This is a genomic window from Horticoccus luteus (assembly GCF_019464535.1).
Classification (GTDB): Bacteria; Verrucomicrobiota; Verrucomicrobiia; order Opitutales; family Opitutaceae; genus Horticoccus; species Horticoccus luteus.
The window spans coordinates 542,501-559,406 of record NZ_CP080507.1 but is presented as its reverse complement, the minus strand read 5'-3'; the positions used below and the strand labels follow the sequence as shown (position 1 = coordinate 559,406).

The 16,906-nt window shown below is 60.2% G+C and carries 15 protein-coding genes (1 of these 15 only partly in view); 6 read left to right on the top strand and 9 right to left on the bottom strand.

What is annotated here, in order from left to right; genetic code table 11:
• Positions 1-26 precede the first annotated feature (26 nt).
• Positions 27-401, top strand: a complete 375-nt coding sequence (locus K0B96_RS02250; protein ID WP_220163357.1) for a hypothetical protein — start codon at positions 27-29, stop codon at positions 399-401.
• Positions 402-551: 150 nt separating this feature from the next.
• Here K0B96_RS02250 and K0B96_RS02245 read toward each other — a convergent pair whose 3' ends face one another.
• Positions 552-848 (bottom strand): hypothetical protein, encoded by a 297-nt coding sequence (locus K0B96_RS02245; RefSeq protein WP_220163355.1) that lies wholly within the window; start codon positions 846-848, stop codon positions 552-554.
• A gap of 195 nt (positions 849-1,043) precedes the next feature.
• On the opposite strand from K0B96_RS02245, the gene K0B96_RS02240 reads away from it, so the two are divergent.
• On the top strand, positions 1,044-2,717 hold the full coding sequence (locus K0B96_RS02240) for an ABC1 kinase family protein (RefSeq protein WP_220163353.1): 1,674 nt from the start codon (positions 1,044-1,046) through the stop codon (positions 2,715-2,717).
• A 303-nt stretch (positions 2,718-3,020) separates the two neighbouring features.
• Here the strand turns inward: K0B96_RS02240 and K0B96_RS02235 are convergent, their stop codons facing one another.
• The gene (locus K0B96_RS02235; protein WP_220163351.1) at positions 3,021-3,200 is read right to left on the bottom strand and encodes a CsbD family protein; all 180 of its coding nucleotides are present in this window, start codon (positions 3,198-3,200) and stop codon (positions 3,021-3,023) included.
• A gap of 261 nt (positions 3,201-3,461) precedes the next feature.
• On the opposite strand from K0B96_RS02235, the gene K0B96_RS02230 reads away from it, so the two are divergent.
• A complete protein-coding gene (locus K0B96_RS02230; protein WP_220163349.1) occupies positions 3,462-4,043 on the top strand; it encodes a phosphatase PAP2 family protein in 582 nt (193 codons plus the stop codon).
• A 69-nt stretch (positions 4,044-4,112) separates the two neighbouring features.
• Here K0B96_RS02230 and K0B96_RS02225 read toward each other — a convergent pair whose 3' ends face one another.
• Entirely contained in the window at positions 4,113-4,697 is a 585-nt protein-coding gene (locus K0B96_RS02225; RefSeq protein ID WP_220163347.1) for a phosphatase PAP2 family protein, read from the bottom strand.
• 361 nt (positions 4,698-5,058) lie between these two features.
• Complete coding sequence (locus tag K0B96_RS02220; protein ID WP_220163345.1) at positions 5,059-7,845, bottom strand: TonB-dependent receptor domain-containing protein; 2,787 nt, start codon at positions 7,843-7,845, stop codon at positions 5,059-5,061.
• 250 nt (positions 7,846-8,095) lie between these two features.
• Between K0B96_RS02220 and K0B96_RS02215 the strand changes: the two genes are divergently transcribed.
• On the top strand, positions 8,096-8,608 hold the full coding sequence (locus tag K0B96_RS02215) for a hypothetical protein (protein WP_220163343.1): 513 nt from the start codon (positions 8,096-8,098) through the stop codon (positions 8,606-8,608).
• 15 nt (positions 8,609-8,623) lie between these two features.
• A complete protein-coding gene (locus tag K0B96_RS02210) occupies positions 8,624-9,112 on the top strand; it encodes a YybH family protein (protein ID WP_220163341.1) in 489 nt (162 codons plus the stop codon).
• 23 nt (positions 9,113-9,135) lie between these two features.
• On the opposite strand, the gene K0B96_RS02205 is transcribed toward K0B96_RS02210, so the two are convergent.
• The 5 genes from K0B96_RS02205 to K0B96_RS02185 all read right to left on the bottom strand — a co-directional run bounded on the left by K0B96_RS02205 (position 9,136) and on the right by K0B96_RS02185 (position 13,727).
• Complete coding sequence (locus tag K0B96_RS02205) at positions 9,136-10,284, bottom strand: 5-(carboxyamino)imidazole ribonucleotide synthase (RefSeq protein WP_220163339.1); 1,149 nt, start codon at positions 10,282-10,284, stop codon at positions 9,136-9,138.
• Between the two features lie 82 nt (positions 10,285-10,366).
• Positions 10,367-10,852: a 5-(carboxyamino)imidazole ribonucleotide mutase gene (gene purE, locus K0B96_RS02200; RefSeq protein WP_220163337.1), complete on the bottom strand. Its 486-nt coding sequence runs from the start codon at positions 10,850-10,852 to the stop codon at positions 10,367-10,369.
• A gap of 55 nt (positions 10,853-10,907) precedes the next feature.
• Positions 10,908-12,647, bottom strand: coding sequence for an RDD family protein (locus tag K0B96_RS02195; RefSeq protein WP_220163335.1), 1,740 nt, complete (start codon positions 12,645-12,647; stop codon positions 10,908-10,910).
• A 2-nt stretch (positions 12,648-12,649) separates the two neighbouring features.
• Positions 12,650-13,120, bottom strand: coding sequence for a hypothetical protein (locus K0B96_RS02190; RefSeq protein ID WP_220163333.1), 471 nt, complete (start codon positions 13,118-13,120; stop codon positions 12,650-12,652).
• Between the two features lie 7 nt (positions 13,121-13,127).
• A complete protein-coding gene (locus K0B96_RS02185; RefSeq protein WP_220163331.1) occupies positions 13,128-13,727 on the bottom strand; it encodes an RNA polymerase sigma factor in 600 nt (199 codons plus the stop codon).
• A 170-nt stretch (positions 13,728-13,897) separates the two neighbouring features.
• On the opposite strand from K0B96_RS02185, the gene K0B96_RS02180 reads away from it, so the two are divergent.
• Positions 13,898-16,906 carry the 5' portion of a proline dehydrogenase family protein gene (locus K0B96_RS02180; RefSeq protein WP_220163329.1) on the top strand. It continues 60 nt past the right edge of the window, so the window shows 3,009 of its 3,069 coding nt (coding positions 1-3,009); the start codon lies at positions 13,898-13,900; its stop codon lies off the right edge, out of view.

Here is a 16,906-nt window from a genome sequence, read left to right as displayed (position 1 = left end):
CGCGGTTGTTTGCCTGTCGCTTCTTTGTGACGCCCGCTTCTCCTTCCTACGCCATTCTTGATGGTTCTCTCTGCCGAGTCTCGCCGAGCGGTGACCGCGCGGCGTCGCACGCGCCGCTCGCCACTGCGGTGGCGGAATTTCTGCACGTGCCGGACCGCCTTTACGTGCGGGAACACCCTTATGGTCTGCTTCCCGGCATTCCCAATCTCTACTGCCTCGATGCCGACCTGCGACTCCAATGGCTCGCGGAATGGCCCGCGCAAGACGATCCGTGCGTGGCTATCTTGGCGGTTGAAGACGGCGCCCTCGTCGCGGCTTCCGCGTCGGGCGCGCGCGTCCTGCTCGAAGCAACGACCGGCCGTTTACGGTCCGTCGCCGGTTCCGTGCCCGCGGGTCGCTGAAGAGGGTGCGTCCCAACATTGCCGACGAGCGAAAGCGGAACGTCCCTCAAGCGCCGTTCAGTCACGCTCCTTGCTAATCGCGGTCAAGCGAACCGCTGGATGCAATCCCGTTCACCGCCGTGGTGTCCGCGTCGTCGAGCTGACGACAAACTACAACGCCGCCGCCGCCCAGCCCGGCACTTCGAAACGACGTCCCGGCGCGAAGTCTTCAAGCGCGCGGTGCAACCAAGGCCGGGAGCAGCTGGCCTTTTTAATTTCGATGAAGCGCTTTCCGCCCTCGTCATGCAGCTCATATCGATCCACTCGTACGGTCACGGGATCCACTTCGCCTTCCAGGGAGCAGACGACTTCGATCGCGCGGTTCGTTGAATCGATTTTCAGCCGATCGACGCGTCCATAGCGGGCTATACGGCTGTTGACGAACGCCTGCGCGGCGCGGCTGGTCATCGCATCTTTCGCAAAATTTAGCATTGGGGCGCTTTCACGGTCCGCCGGTGGCCGCATTTTGTTCCATCGGTGAGGGACGCGTCATCGCGGCAACGCGCGAGGCGCGACGACACCCGCGAACTGCGCACGCCCATTGGTGTCCGCACATTTGCGACTGGCCGGCCCATGCAAGGCCCGGCGCGTCCAGCTCCACGCATGAAACTCTCCGGCCCCTACCTCAAACGTTACAAAGAGATCCTGACGCTCCTGTGGAAATACGGACGTTCCGACTTGGTTCAGCAAATGGGAGCCGACGAAGGCTTCGATCTGCCGAAGGCGGATGCGCCCACCGCCGCGGACGTCGCGCCTGAACAATTCGCCAACGATTTGGAAGCCATGGGCCCCACCTATGTGAAGCTGGGCCAGGTGCTCGCCGGTCGTCCCGACCTGCTTCCGCAAGCCTACCTCACCGCCCTCGCGCGCTTGCAGGACCACGTCAAACCGTTCCCCTACGAGGACGTGGAGCGGATCGTTCTCGCGGAACTGGGCGTGCGCATCTCCAAAGCTTTTTCCCGCTTCGATATCGAGCCCATCGCCGCTGCCTCGCTGGGCCAAGTGCACGGCGCCGCTCTGCGTGACGGCCGCGCCGTGGTCGTCAAAGTCCAACGCCCCGATATCCGGCAGCAAATCGCCGAGGACTTCGAAGTGCTCGCCGAAATCGCTGCATTTATGGACGAGCACACGGCCATCGGTAAGCGCTACCGGTTTCAAACCGTGCTCGAGGAATTTCGGCTCACGATTCAGAACGAACTGAACTACGAGCTTGAGGCCCACAACCTCGTCGCGCTCGGCCGTAATCTGCGCGACTTCCCGTTGATTTTCGTGCCCCAACCCGTGCGCGATTACTGCACCCGGAGCGTCCTGACCATGGACTATGTGCGGGGTCAAAAAATCACCTCCCTGAGTCCGCTTTCCCGACTCGACATCAAAGGCGCTCCCCTCGTTGAAGAACTGTTTCGCGCCTATTTGAAGCAAGTGCTCGTCGATGGACTGTTCCACGCCGATCCGCACCCCGGTAACGTCTTCATCACCGACGATGGCCGCATCGCCCTTCTCGACCTCGGGATGGTGGGGCACACCGCTCCGGGCATGCAGGACAGCCTGCTCAAACTCCTGCTCGCCGTCAGCGAGGGCAAAGGCGAGGAAGCGGCCGATATTGCCGTGCGCATGAGCGAGAAAATGGACGGCCTCGATCTGCCGGAGTTTCGCCGCCAGATCAGCCATCTGGTCGCCCTGCACCGCGATCAAGGCCTCGAACAAATCAACGTTGGCCAGTCGCTCCTCGACGTCAGCCGCCATGCCCGGGAGAACGGCCTCTTCGTTCCCAGCGAACTCACACTCTTGGGGAAAACGCTGCTGCAGCTCGACGAAGTCGGCCGCATTCTTGATCCCACCTTTGATCCCAACGCCTGCATTCGTCGCAGCGTGACCGAACTCACCACGCAGCGGATGCAAAAGGATCTTACCCAGGGCAACCTCTTCAGCTCCTTGCTCGAGGCGAAAGACTTCTTCGGCAGTCTCCCCGCACGGCTAAACCGCATCATGGATGCGGTCACCAATTCCGAGCTGCATCTCAACGTCCGGGCGCTGGACACCAAGCATGTGCTCGACGGCATGCAGAAAATTGCCAACCGCATCACCACCGGGTTGATTCTCGCCGCGCTAATCATTGGTGCCGCTCTCCTCATGCGCGTGCGGACCCACTTCGAAATCTTCGGCTATCCGGGCCTCGCCATCATTTGCTTTCTTCTCGCCGGCTTGGGCGGGTTCTATCTCGTGATCAATATATTCGTGCAAGACTACAAGAGCCGGAAAAAGCTCGATCGTTAAGCGACCGGCGCTCGCGTCGCTCGGCGCCCTCAAGAGGCATCGCTCGCAACAACGGCGCGAAATGGTCCCGGCTCAGTCCACGAAAACCGCGTCTTGCCGAAGCGCGAGAGTCACTCGCCGCCGGCAAGCCACGTGTGGAGAAGCAGCCTGCGGCCGCTGGTTCGCGCTGGCGAATGCCTGACGCCAGCGCTCGTCGTAAGGAGGTGACACGAGACGTAGCCGCCAGGCGAACGTCACGCGGGACGAGCACGCATCAAGACGCGAAGACGTTCGAAGCCCCGCGTCTGCTCGAACGGTGAATGCTTACTTGCCGAACACTTTCTTCACGTCCCCTACCTTGCGCTGAGTCTTACCCGAAACGCGTTCGGCCGTGCCTTCGTCTTCTTGCCGGGCATTGCCTGTCGCACGGCCAAGCGTCTCCTTGGCCTTGCCTTTGATTTCCCGAGCGGCGCCTTCGGCGCGATCACGTGTGCTAGATTTCATATTTTGTAGGATTGCGCTGTTTGCGGACCGTGCCGCCTTGCAGGCGTTCCCCCGCCGGGACTGGCGCGCCGACTTGCCACGAGATGACTTGGCTCACAGTATGCGGGCGTGCGTCTTCCGCCCTTTTTGCTCCGGGCACGGAGTGGTTCCCGTGAATTCTACATGATCTTGGGAGCCGCCGTATTTTGCCTGTGCCTTTGGACTTTCGCCGGCCTTGCTGAAGAAATACACGAAGGGGAAAAATTTCGAATTGATGCCGCGATGCTCGAGGCATTCCGGCAGCCTGGGGATCCCGGACAGACCATCGGCCCATCGTGGCTCCTGCAAGTTGCGAGGGATATTTCCGCTCTCGGCGGGGCGACGGTTCTCATTTTGCTTACGCTTCTTGTACTAGGCTATTTGCTGCTCAACCGAGGTCGGCGCACGGCCCTCTTTCTGGCAGCCTCCATCGCCAGCGCGTATTTGTTGAGCACCCTTTTGAAGCACGCGTTTGGCCGTCCCCGCCCCTCGGTGGTGCCGGCTTTGGCGGAGGTATCCTCCGCGAGTTTTCCAAGCGGCCACTCGCTGCTTTCTTCCGCGGTTTACCTCACCATGGCCGCCTTACTGGCGCGGGTGGTCGTGCGCCCACGGAACCGCCTCTACTTCATGGGGAGCGCGCTCCTGTTGAGCTTTTTGATCGGCGTGAGCCGCGTCTTCCTCGGCGTGCACTACCCGACCGATGTGCTGGCCGGTTGGGCGGCGGGGGCTGGTTGGGCCACGCTTTGCTGGTTGGCGGCGGATTGGCTTCAACAGCGCGGCGCACTGCGTGGTCGCCGCCGGGACCATAGCGAACATGCGTGTTAATATCCGTAATTGCTTCGTCGTCCGGCAAAGTTCGCGTCAGGCCTGCCTGATCCGGCAATAGGACATGAATTACGGCGTGGATCGCCGCAGAGCGCCCCGGCGCAGGAGCACTTCCCACAGTGCCATCGCCGCGACACCGAACCCGCAGCCTGCAACCACATCGAGCGACACGTGCTGTTTGGTTGCCATAGTCGAATAGACGATGGCGAGCGCCCAGAGGGCGTTAAAAATGCGCCAGAAGCGACGGCCGCCGCCTGCGCGCAACATCCGATCCGCCGCCAACGCGGCAAATACCGCAAACGCGACATGCAACGAAGGGCAGGCATTGCCGGTCGCATCGAGCGCCTTCAAGCCGCCAAAGCCTGGGTGGCGGCTCCAATCGACCGCCAACTGGGGCACCGCCGTCGGCGACAGCATGAAAACGCTCAAGCCCGCCGTCGCGAGCGCCGCCGCCGCCCATCCGAAACTGATCAACGCCCCGCGATCTCGCAGCAAGGCCGGCACAGCGGGCACGTAGATCCACAACGAAACATAGGGGATCAAGGTCCAAGATTGCACGCCGACCCAACGGTCGATCGCCAGCACGGGCATCAACGTCACCGGGCGCACGGGATGATTGAGCACAGCGAAATACCCCGTGAAAAACACTGTCATGAAAACGGTGGTGCCGATGCTCTTGAGCCAGAAATTCGCGCGCAGGCAGTCTGCAAATGCGTTTCGAGCGCCGCCGACGCGCGGGATTGACTCCATAGTGGGCCGCTACTCCGACCCGCCAAATAGCTGCATGTCAAAGGCGAACATCGCCTCAACCGGTGCGCCCCCGACTCATTCTGGTGCATTGGCGCTCGGGTTTGCCGCATTACGCTTACCAACGTGAGCCTCCTGGCCGCGTCTGGGCGCGCTGCCCTTGTGCGGACCGCGACGAAGACTTTAACCTCGCTCAGCCAATGGTGCGCTCAGCCCACAAAAAAGGCGGCCCGCTTGGGCCGCCTTTGTGTGCATGCTTAAATCACGCTTAGAACTTGAACTTCAGGTCGACGTAGATGAACCGGCCCATGGGGTCATAGGTCGCGATATCAACGTTGGCGTCGGTGAAGATGTCAGGCGCCGCCGGGCCGAACTTGTTGAACACGTTGTTCGCACCCACCGTCAATTTCGCCCCCGCCAGATATTTGACACTGGAACCGAAGGTATAGGACGCAGAGACGTCAAACGTGCTGACCGAAGGAATCTTTTCCTCGGTCACGATGTTCGTCACGCCACCGATATAGCGCCAGCCAATGAAGGCGGTGTAGTCACCACGGCGATATTCAGCGGTCGTATAGGCCAGCCAGTGCGGGATCGTGCCTTGCGCAAAGCTAGCCCAGCCGACGTCATTCTCCGGAGCACTGCCGGGCAAGGCGGTGATCTCGTATTTGCGGTAGTAGCCGAGGTTCGAGCTGAAGTCGAAGATGCCGACGTTATCCGCATTATACGTGTAGTTCGCCTTGATATCGACGCCGCTCAAGTGCTGGCCGGTGATGTTCACCAAGGAGTCGATGACGTAGATATCGTCCGGCGCCGTGGAGCTGATCTGCCCCGCCGCCGTCGGGTTCGCGCCCGTGAAGCTCAAGAAGTGGACCTTGTCGACATACGGCGAAGCCGTACCGTTGGTTTCCACATCTTGGAGAATGGTCGCGGAACCGATAGAGGACACGAGGTCCGTCTGCTTGATATCCCAATAGTCAACCGAGACCGAGAAGCCCTTGAGCGCCTTCGGCGAGTAAACGACACCGAAGGTGTAGTTCTTTGAATTCGACGGCTTCAGGTTCGGATTGGAACCGCTCATGATGTTGGTCTGCAGGTTGGCCACAGAGCCGCCACCCGCTTTGTCGAGGGTGAACGGATCGGTGTACCCGATGCTCGCCGGGCCGAAGAGGCTGTAGAGCTGCGGCGCCGAGAACGATTTCGAGTACGTGGCGCGGATGGCGAATTCGTCATTCACCGGCAAGTAGCGCAGGGAATACTTCGGCACCGTCGGGTCAGTCGTGTCAGAATAGCTCTCATGACGGACGGCGACGCTCGCTTCGAGGAGGTGCGCACCGGGCACATCCTTGGCGATCGGCACGCGAACTTCCGCGAATGTCGAGGTGACCTTGCGACCCGAATCGAAAGGATAGAGCGTCGTCGCTCCGCTCCAACCGAGCGCGCCTGTGACCGGATTGATCTGGCTGAGCGGGTCAGCCGTGGCGCTCAGGTTTTCTTTGCGCAATTCGGCGCCGATTGCGATGTCAACAGAACCGCCGGGCAACTCGAAGAGTTTGCCGCGGACCTTGGCATCATAATTCGACAGCAGGCTGATGAAGCCGCCTTGGGCCGTGCCCGTCACCTGATAATTTGCCATATCAGCGGGCGAAATCGGATCGCGGGAGAAGAAGTTGAAAACCCCGTCGAGCGTCGCCGCACTGAGGTTCGGCTGGTTGATCACACCCGGATTCTGATACTGTTGATTGGCCCTGTTATAGTCGGCGGCAATTTCCCATGACCAGCCGGTGTCGCCAATTTCACCCTTCAGACCGAGAACACCGCGAATGCTCGTGGTATCGTCGGCATAAGCGCGCGGGTAGGCAACCAAACGGTTGCGCCCCGTCACACCTACGTTGAACGGATTGCCGAACTGGCCAGCAGGAACCAAACCATTGGCGGAACCCTGGGCGCCGTTCGTTTGCGCGTAGATGTCCTTCATCGCCTGCGTGGTATTGAGCGGCTGACCGTTGATCTGCGAATACGTCTTCGTATTCACATACAGCAAGTCGCCAAACAACTTGATGTTGTCGTTCACCTTGTGATCCATCGCCATCGAGAAACTCTGGCGCTCGTTCTTGATGGTCTGGGTGACGTATTGCGACAAGTTGAAGAATTCGAACTGATCGCCCTGCGAGCGCGGGCCGGAGTAGGTCCCGGCAGCCACCAACGCGGCGGGAGACAGGCCGCCCGGCGTGACGGTCGGAGCGGTCTTCGCTGGATCGAGGAGATAGAAGTTGCCCCCGATGTTGACCGAGCCCGCAAATGACGGCGTTCCGTAAGTGACCGCGGAATAAGGACGTTCATACGCCATGATCGGATCGATCTTGGTCCACTCCGAGGTGATGGTGATGCTGGTTTTGCCATTGCTGACGCCACCCACCAAGTAGGCCGAACGCTCGGCTTGGTGACCCTTGCTGGTCGCCCAACCATAACGCCCGCCGATTTCGAAGCCTTCAAAGTCGGTCTTGAGGATGATATTGACGACACCAGCGACCGCGTCGGAACCATAGATGGCGGACGCACCGTCAGCGAGCACTTCGATGCGCTCGATGGCAGCCACCGGGATCATATTGACGTCGACGAACTGATAGCCGCCCGACGAACTCACCGGAGAGTAAGCCACGCGACGACCGTTGATCAGCACCAACGTCGCGGTATTGCGAAGCGACACCATGGATCCGCCGTTCGTTCTGCCACTGCCGACGTTCGAGTTGGTGGAACCGAGATTACCGTTGCCGCTGAACTGTGGGACCGTCTTGCGCAAAATTTCCAAGACGTTGGTGGTATTACCGGAATTCGCGATAACCTGCGAGGTGACGCTGATCACCGGGATGGCTACGGAATTTGCGGCCGGGGGGAGGTAAGAACCCGTCACCTCGAACTTTTCGAGGACTTGGGGCTCGTCTTGCTTGCTGTTATCGGCGGTCGTCTGGGCATAGCCCGACACCGCGAAGAGGCCACTCGTCGCAAAGAGCGACAACGTAGCCACGAACTTCCGCGAGCGGAGTTTGTTCATAGTTTGTCAGTGTTTGTTGTGAAGCTTGAGCCGCCTTACGGCGGATTCGCTTGGCTGGCAGCAAGCAGTATCTCCGCGTCATAATCAATAGATTTAAGCGCCAAAGTGCTGCGCGAGAGCGCCCGGCGGGCCGTTTTTAGCGCCCAAATGCATTTCAATTTCATCACTTCTCGCGCTTGCCGCGCCGGTTGGATTAAGAAAACGTCGCGTCATGCCCCCTCGCGTGTGTCGTTTTTTTAGCGGCCTCAGTATGTTGGCCGCTGCCTTTCTCGCCGGTAATACAGTGGTCGCGCTGGCGGCCGAAGCTCCGGCGGAAGGGGTTCTCCGCCGCATCCTTTCCCCGGCCGAATTCAGCGCCGCAGGTCTTGATAAACTCAGCCCGGAAGAACTCAGCCGTCTTGAGACCGCGTTGATCCAACACCATCAACTACCTGCCGCCAGCAAGGAGCCGGTGCCCACGTCGGAGAATACTCCGGCCGCCGCTGCCGCCGACTTTGGCCGTGAACAAGTGGAGCGCGAACGGCCAACCACGCCGACCGGCAACGAAATCCGCGGGCGCATCGACGGCTCCGTGCAAGACATCGGAGGCCGCAGTCTATTCTTACTGGATAATGGCCAGATTTGGCAGCAGCGGATCCCTGATCAATTCCACCTGCCGAAAAAACTTGTGAACCCCGAAGTCGTTATTTCGCGCGGCCTTGTTGGCTACAAGATGGTCATCGTGGGCGCCGACATCGTCGTGTTCGTAAAACGTATTCGATAGCCTTCTCCTCCGATCATGAATCTACCGCGGTTGGTCTCTCTCGCATGCCTATGTGTTGCCTGTGGTGTTGGACTTCGCGCTACTGATGTCGGCACACCCAGGGCCGAGCTATTGCAGGCCGATGAAGCCTTCTGCACTTTGGCTGCCCATGACGGCGTGCGCGCTGCTTTCCTGGCGTACGCTGCTCCCGACTGTATTTTTCTCGATACCCAGCCATTCGCTCTCCGAGGGTCCGCGGCCGTGACCGCGCGTTTCCGTGAATGGAAAGACGGCAAACTGACGTGGAAACCCGCCTTCGCCGAGGTCGAGCCCCATGGAAAACTGGGCTATACGTGGGGCACTTGGCTCTATGAAGCCACATCCGCCGGCGCCGAAACAAAGCGCGCCACCGGAAAATACGTCACGATTTGGAAGCGCCAACCCGATGGCTCTTGGAAATACGTCCTGGATACCGGCGTCACCGATCCGCTCGCGGCCGCAGTCAACGCCGCTCCCCATCAGTAGGCGCAGCGAAACCAATTATTTCGTTACGCGCCTGTCCTTAACGACGCTTTCACGCGCTCGGCGCCGGCCAAGGCGGCCTCCACCGAGGCGGCGCGCACGGTGAAGTGGCCCATCTTGCGCCCGCGACGCGGTTCCCGTTTCCCATAAAGATGTAATTTGGCTCGCGGCTCACGCAGCACGGCCAGCCAGTCGGGCTCGCCGACGATCTTATCGCCGTCCCAGCCCCACGCGTCGCCCAGAATATTGCCCATCACCGTCGGCGATCGCACGTCCACTGCGCCGAGCGGCAATCCACAAACCGCGCGCACGTGCTGTTCGAACTGACTCGTTTCGCATCCGTCGATCGTCCAGTGGCCGGAATTGTGCGGCCGCGGGGCCAGCTCGTTCACGAGGACTTCGCCTTTGTCGCTGAGAAACATTTCCACCGCCAAAAGGCCCACCACCTCCAACCGCTCGGCGATGGCGAGTGCCACGTGCTCCGCCTCGCGCAGAACAGCTTCGCCGAAACGCGCCGGCGCCAGCGTCACGTCCAAAATATGCCGCGTATGGATATTTTCGGCGACGGGAAACGCCCTCTGCTCGCCGGTCGCGCCGCGCGCCACGATCACCGACAGCTCCGCCTTGAAATCCACCCAACGCTCCACCACGCAACGCCGCCCCCGAAAAATCGCGGCCGCCTGCTCCAAATCGGTCTCACTCACGATCCGCATCTGCCCCTTGCCGTCGTATCCGAAATCCGCTGTCTTTACCACGCAAGGCCGACCGACTTGCGCCACCGCCGGGACGATATCGCCATCGAGCGCTTCCGCATAACGCACGTGCGGGAACTGATTGGCGCGCAACCACGCCTTCTCGCGCTGCCGATTCTGGCAGATGTGCAGCACCTCGGCACGCGGATGCAGCGGCACGAGTGCCGCCAGCGCGGCCAGCGGGGCCGATGGAATGTTCTCAAATTCGTAGGTCACCACGTCCACCCCGCGCGCGAATTCGGTCAACGCGGCGACATCGTCATAAGACGCGTTGATTTCCCGGTTCGCCACCGCGCCCGCCGGACACCCCGACTGCGGCTCAAATATGTGCACGCGATAGCCCATCGTTTGGGCCGCCTGCGCCAGCATCCGGCCCAACTGCCCTCCTCCGAGCACGCCAATTGTCTTTCCCGGCAAAATCATGGTTGTCCGGTTAGAACGCAGAACTCCGCCGGAGAAACCAACTCAATTTTCCGCGACCTGGTCCGTGGCCGCCGGCACCTCGTCAAGGCAGCTTCGCCTTGAGCACCGTGGCGGTCTGCCGCACGCGGAAATTCTCCCACGCACGTTTGGTGTGCGCATCGCTTTGCGCGAGCAGCGAGACGGCGAAAAGCGCGGCATTAATGGCGCCCGCTTTCCCGATCGCGAATGTCGCCACGGGCACGCCTCCCGGCATCTGCGCGATCGAAAGGAGCGAATCGAGCCCTTTCAAGGCTTTCGACTCCACTGGCACTCCCAGCACGGGTAATGTCGTGAGCGACGCCGTCATTCCCGGCAAGTGAGCGGCGCCACCCGCTCCGGCGATGATTACCTTGAGGCCGCGCTTTTCCGCCGACTCGGCGTAGCGCACCATCAATTTAGGCGTCCGATGCGCACTGACCACCCGCTTTTCGAACGGCACCCCCAACGCCTCGAGTTGCAGCGCCGCGTGCTGCATGGTCTCCCAATCGGACGTGCTCCCCATGATGATTCCTACAAGCGGTTTGGTCATCCGCAGAGGTTCCCCCAACCCTGCGCCGCTGTCAGTGAAAAATCCGCCGCTCCGCTTACACCAACGGCACGCCCCGAGGCAGTTTCACGACCGTCGTGCCTGCGATTTTGTCGTGCCAGCTCTGTTTTTCGTCATCGAAGGCGACCCAGACAAACCCCAGCCCGGCGATGACCAGCGAAAGGAAACACCCCAACGCCCTGACCACCGCCGTCGGCCAGTCGATCGGACGCGAATCCAGCCGCACAACTTTGAGGCCGCACACGATGCCTCCGACCGTCGTGCCCTTAAACTTCCACATCACCGCGCCATACGCTCCTAGCATCAGGATCACGACTGCCCCCGAGCCATGCATGAGACCGATGAGGATGGCGACGAGCACGAGATCGATTAACATTGCCGCCATGCGCAGCCAAAATCCAGCTCGCGGCAACGCAATCGCGCCGAGTGGCGGAGGCTCTGCCATCCGCGGCACTTCGGCCGCGGCACTGAACGGCGGCGGCGGCACACTTGTTGGCTCGGTCGCTGTCGCGCCGGCGCCCTCTGCCCCAGGCGCAGCCTCGACCACGAGGGCGGGTTCAACGACCGAACTGCGCGCTGGCGGCGGCACAATCACCGGCCCGTTACTATAGGGCGCGCCCGATGTGGCTGACGCCGCCGAAGGCGCCGCCTTCCGGTTCGAAGTGATCAGCGCGAGCACCGCCGCCCCGAATCCGAGGAGTGAAACGAAAAATGAAATCGCAATGCCGAGAAGCGGCACGAGATACAGCAGAATGAAGACGAAAGCGCCCAGTAAAACCGCCACGACCGGATGTGCTCGTCCTCCCGTCAACCCGCGACCGACCAACGTGTAGATTGCGGCTTTGCCAAAAAACACCGCCAGCAACACTCCAATCGGCAAAGCGACAAAGGCCACGGGGATCCCGACGATCGTCACCAGCAAAAGCACAAACACCACAGGCAAGGCGATGACGGAGAGAACAGCGGTCAAAATTGTCAGACCCGGCCGTTCAACGAGTTGATCAGCGCAACGCCGCAATCCCCTTGGAAACGCGGCCGCGAGCACCACGTAGAAGAGCAACGTCACAGCCGTAGCAATCCAGAGCCAAGTGAGGTGCGCTCCAAATGCGAGGAGGCGTCCGCGCCCCAACCCATGCGACCACCAAGCCGCAATCGGCACTCCGACATGTAGATTTTTGCCGATCGCCTGTTGGACGATCTTTCCCTCGACCACTGCTTCCGGATCGCGCGATACAGCGCCGCCTACGCTTACCACATCTCCGGAAACCCGGGCGCGAGGACCGAGCGTGACGTCGCCCAACACCGCTACGACCTGTCCCTTCACCGTGCCGTTGACCGTGTTGTTTCCCATCACTGCGACGGCGTCATCGTCCACACAGCCGTCGATCGTCACGTCGCCCATCACCGCGACCGCTTTACCATGCACCGTCTCCGTGGCGGCCACGTGGGTATCGGCAAACACACTCACTCGATCGTCATCGCGATTCGTGGAGTTGGCGCGTCGGCGTTCGCGGTTCGATTTTTTTTGCGTGGGCGCAGGCGCGATTTGGTCGGTGTCCGCAGGATCATCTTCCGCGCGAGCGGCCGCCGCCGAAGAACGCGCCGCCTCATCGACCGATGCTGAACCGGGCGTCGTATCATCGAGTCGGCGCAGGCCGTTTGCCTGCTCCTTCGTCGTCGGCTCAGCGTCGGAGGAGTTTTGCGCCTGCAACGCCGCAAACGCCACGACCCCTGGCCACAAACCAACGAGCAGGAGAGAACGAAAAAACTTGTTCATGATTAAGAGGAAGTTGAGCGCTGCGAGAAGAACGTCCGAAACACCGCCGCGCCCATGCCAAGCAAGGCCGCATAGCCGCCGGCGACCGCCGCCAGCAAGCCGTAGATCCACAACGGCGGGATCGATTTGAACACCGTGCCGAATGCTCCGATCACATCTCCGGCGGCGCCGCGCAACGTGACAAGCCACGAGAAATTTCGCGCAAAGTCGGCCGCGACGCGGGAAGTTTCATGGCCGCCCAAGAACGCTCCGCCGAGAACGACGGCCGCCGCCAAAGCAGACAAAACAAAGAAGCTCGCGCGAATCGGGGCCGGCCAGTTCGCGTAGGAACGATGCCACCATGGCAAAGCGCGCCGGGCCTCAATCGCGGCAAGCACGCGATGCTCGAGCGACCGCGGCGCCGGATGGTCCGGTAGCGAACGCAGGGTGCGGTGGATAAGATGCTCCAGTTTACTTTCGTCGTGCGGATTCATCGCGATCTTAAGCTTGGGGAAAAGTTTCGTGGCTCGCGCCGCTGCGGGCCAGCACTTTGGCCAGCGCCGCGCGCGCGCGCAAAATATCGGTTTTTACCTTGGCGAGCGATACACCGAGCTTCCGGGCGATCTCATCGTAGGGCAGGTCTTCAAAATGATAGAGGACGAGCGGCACGCGTTGATGGTCGGGCAACTGTTTAAGGGCTTGTTCAATCCAGATCCGGCGTTCGCCGGCGTCGACCGTGGTAAAGAACGAGTCCTCGGCGGGAAATTCGATGCCGGGCTCATCGTCGCCTGCGTCGTCGGTGTGGCGAAATTCGGAGAAGAAACGCCAGCGATTACGGTAACGTTGCAGATGATTGAGCGAAAGGTTGGTCGCGACGGTTTTCAGCCAGCCGCCCGCCGACGCGTTCGCTTCTAAATTTTCGTAGTGTTCGTAGGCTTTCAGGAACACTTCTTGGGAAATGTCCTCGGCCTGCGCCGCGTTGCCGGTCAGGCGCATTGCCGTCGAAAAGACCATGTCCTGATAATTGCGCATGAACGTGGTGAAGTCAGCCGGGGGCGTCAGTCCCGTGGGTTGGGTTTGCACTGGATGGTCATCGTTCATGCCCAGAACCCGGCTCGCGCCGAAAAGTCGCAGAAATCCTTTGCGGTGGATCCACGCCCAGCGCGAGCGCATAACGTGCAACGCACGCAACCTGTTGCTTCGCGGCTAGAACTCGACGGCCCATCAGCCATTAGGGTTGGTTAAACCAACGCTTTCCGGTTCGTGGAACCTTGCTGTCCACGACCAACTGGTCGAGTGTCATAAAACCATACCCCATGGCCTCAGCACGTTTTCCCGCCCCGGATCCCCAAATCGAAGCGGCCGTTCGCGCCAAAGGCGCCGAGCTCTTCGCGTTGATGGAGAAGCAGCCGCCGCCTGCGCTGTTCTCGAAAAAAGGCGCTTATGCCCGGTTGATGGATTGGTCGATGAAGGATCCCGCCTTCAAGACCCAACTCTTTCGCTTCGTCGACGTGCTTCCTTCACTGCATAGTTCTGCAGAAATCGTTCGCCACCTGCAGGAGTATCTGGGGGAAAAAGCCGTCGAACTGAATCCAGCGCTCAAAGTCGGACTCGCGGCCTCCTCGTTCGCGCCCAGCCTCGTCGCAGGACCTGTCAAAGCCCAAATCGTCGATATGGCCAGGCAGTTCGTCGCCGGCGAAACGGGTGAAGATTTAATCAAACAGATCCAGAAGAACGAGAAACTTGGACTGGCCACCACCATTGATCTGCTTGGCGAAACGGTGGTGAGCGATGAAGAGGCGGATATTTTCCTTCGGCGAAACTTGGAAATATTGGATTCCGTTTCGAAATACTATGCCGCCAGGCCAACTCCATGCCGCTCCGACGTCGGCCCCACCGGCCCGCTTCCGCGCCTGAATCTGTCGGTAAAAATCTCGGCACTCACGCCGGACGTTCATCCCGCGGATCCCGAAAACTCGATTGAGGCGCTAAAGTTGCGCCTGCGCCCTATCCTCCGCCGTGCCGCCGCAGTCGGCGCACTTATCAACTTCGATATGGAGAGCTACCGGCTGAAAGACCTCACCCTTGCTCTCTTCAAGTCCATATTCGAAGAAGCTGAATTCGCCCGCCAACCTGCAATCGGAATTGCATTACAGGCGTACCTTCGCGATTGCGAAGAAGATCTGAACGGTCTCGTCGCTTGGGCGAGAGCGAGAGGCCGCCCACTCAACATCCGCTTGGTCAAGGGAGCCTATTGGGACTACGAAACGATCAATGCTCAACAACGGGAGTGGCCGATCCCCGTCTGGCAGAAAAAACCGGAGTCCGATGCGAACTATGAAAAGCTATCGATCATTCTCCTTGAGAACGCCGATCTCATAACCCCGAACTTCGCGTCACATAATGTCCGCTCGTGTGCCCACGCGATTGTACAGTCCGAGCGCCTGGGCGTCGATCCACGTTTGATAGAGTTTCAAGCGCTCTATGGCATGGCAGACGACTTGAAGGCCGCCCTGCTGCAACTTGGCCATCGCGTCCGCGAATACACCGCCATTGGCGAGCTTCTCCCAGGGATGGCGTATCTCGTCCGACGTCTGTTGGAAAACACCTCCAACGAAGGGTTTTTACGCTCAAAATACAGCGGGGAAACGAGCCAGTCGCAGATGCTTGATAATCCCGTCAACGCGATTGCCGGCGCCGCCGAGCCACTTCGGCGGCGCCCTCGCCCTCCAGGATCGTTCATCAACGCAGCGAATACCGACTTTACTATCGCCACAAATCGCACCGCGCAAAAAGCCGCCCTCAAAGACTTCGAAACCCGCCATCTGGGCAAGCGGTGGCCGTGTATAGTAAACGGAAAGAAAATCACAAACCGCGCATTTATTGCATCCGTGAACCCGGCGCGTCCGGCGCAAATCATCGGCTATTGGGCGCAAGGGACCGTGCAAGACGCTGATGAGGCGGTGGCCGCATCCGTCGCGTTTTTTCCGCAATGGCGGGCAACGCCCGTAGACGTTCGGGCCTCCATTCTAGAAACTGCGGCTGAGATAATGGAGACGCGCCGCCTGGAGATAAACTCTCTCTTGATCTTGGAAGCCGCGAAGCCCTGGCTTGAAGCAGATGGCGATACGTCTGAGGCGATCGATTTTCTTCGCTTTTATGCGTCGGAGATACGCCGAATTGTCACACCTGTCGTCACTCAAGACGTTCCTGGGGAGCACTGCGTACAAACATGGTCCCCCCGCGGAGTAGGCATCGCGGTCGCGCCTTGGAATTTCCCTCTGGCGATTCTCACGGGCCTTACTGTCGCTCCGCTCGTCGCTGGCAACTGCGTTATTATCAAACCTGCCAGGCAGACGTCTATTATCGGCGCTTACTTAATGAACATACTCCGGGAAGCCGGGGTGCCTGCCGGTGCGTTGCATTTTCTACCATGTTCCGGTGCTGATGCCGGCGCACATCTTGTGGCGCATCCTCAGGTGGATTTTATTGCGTTCACCGGATCGCGGGAAGTTGGCCTCAATATTTGGCAAGAGGCAGGCAAAACTAAGGCCGGACAAATCAATCTTAAGAAGGTGGTCTGCGAGATGGGCGGAAAGAACGCGATGATTATCGATACGGATGCCGATCTGGATGAGGCGATCCCCGCGGTGATCTACAGCGCGTTTGGATTTGCAGGCCAAAAGTGCTCGGCGCTCTCACGTTTGATTGTTCTCGAGACGATCTACGATCGATTCGTAGGCCGCCTCCTCTCCGCTTGCCCCGCCATACCTGTAGGTGATCCCTCGCAACCGGGGACAATAGTGAATCCCGTCATCGACGAGGGCGCGCAAAAGTCGATTCTCGCCTACATCGAAGCAGGCAGACAAGAATGCCACTTGGCTTGGCAGGGCACATTACCGCCTCATTTACGGGAGACTGGCGGTTATTATGTACCGCCCTGCATTTTTACGAATTGTCGGCCGACTGATCGGATCGTGCGCGAGGAGATCTTCGGTCCAGTACTTGCAATTCTAAAGGCCAAGGATCTCGACGAGGCGTTCGAGATGGCCAATGCGAACGACTACGCACTGACCGGAGGGTTCTTCTCCCGCAGCCCAGCGGCAATCGACCGCGCGAAGACCGAACAGCTGGTCGGTAATCTATACATAAACCGTGGATGCACTGGAGCTGTAGTGCAGCGCCATCCCTTCGGTGGCTTTAAGATGTCCGGCGGGGGCACCAAGGCCGGGGGGCGTGAGTATTTGGAAAACTTTCTCTTCCCACGCCTCATCGCAGAA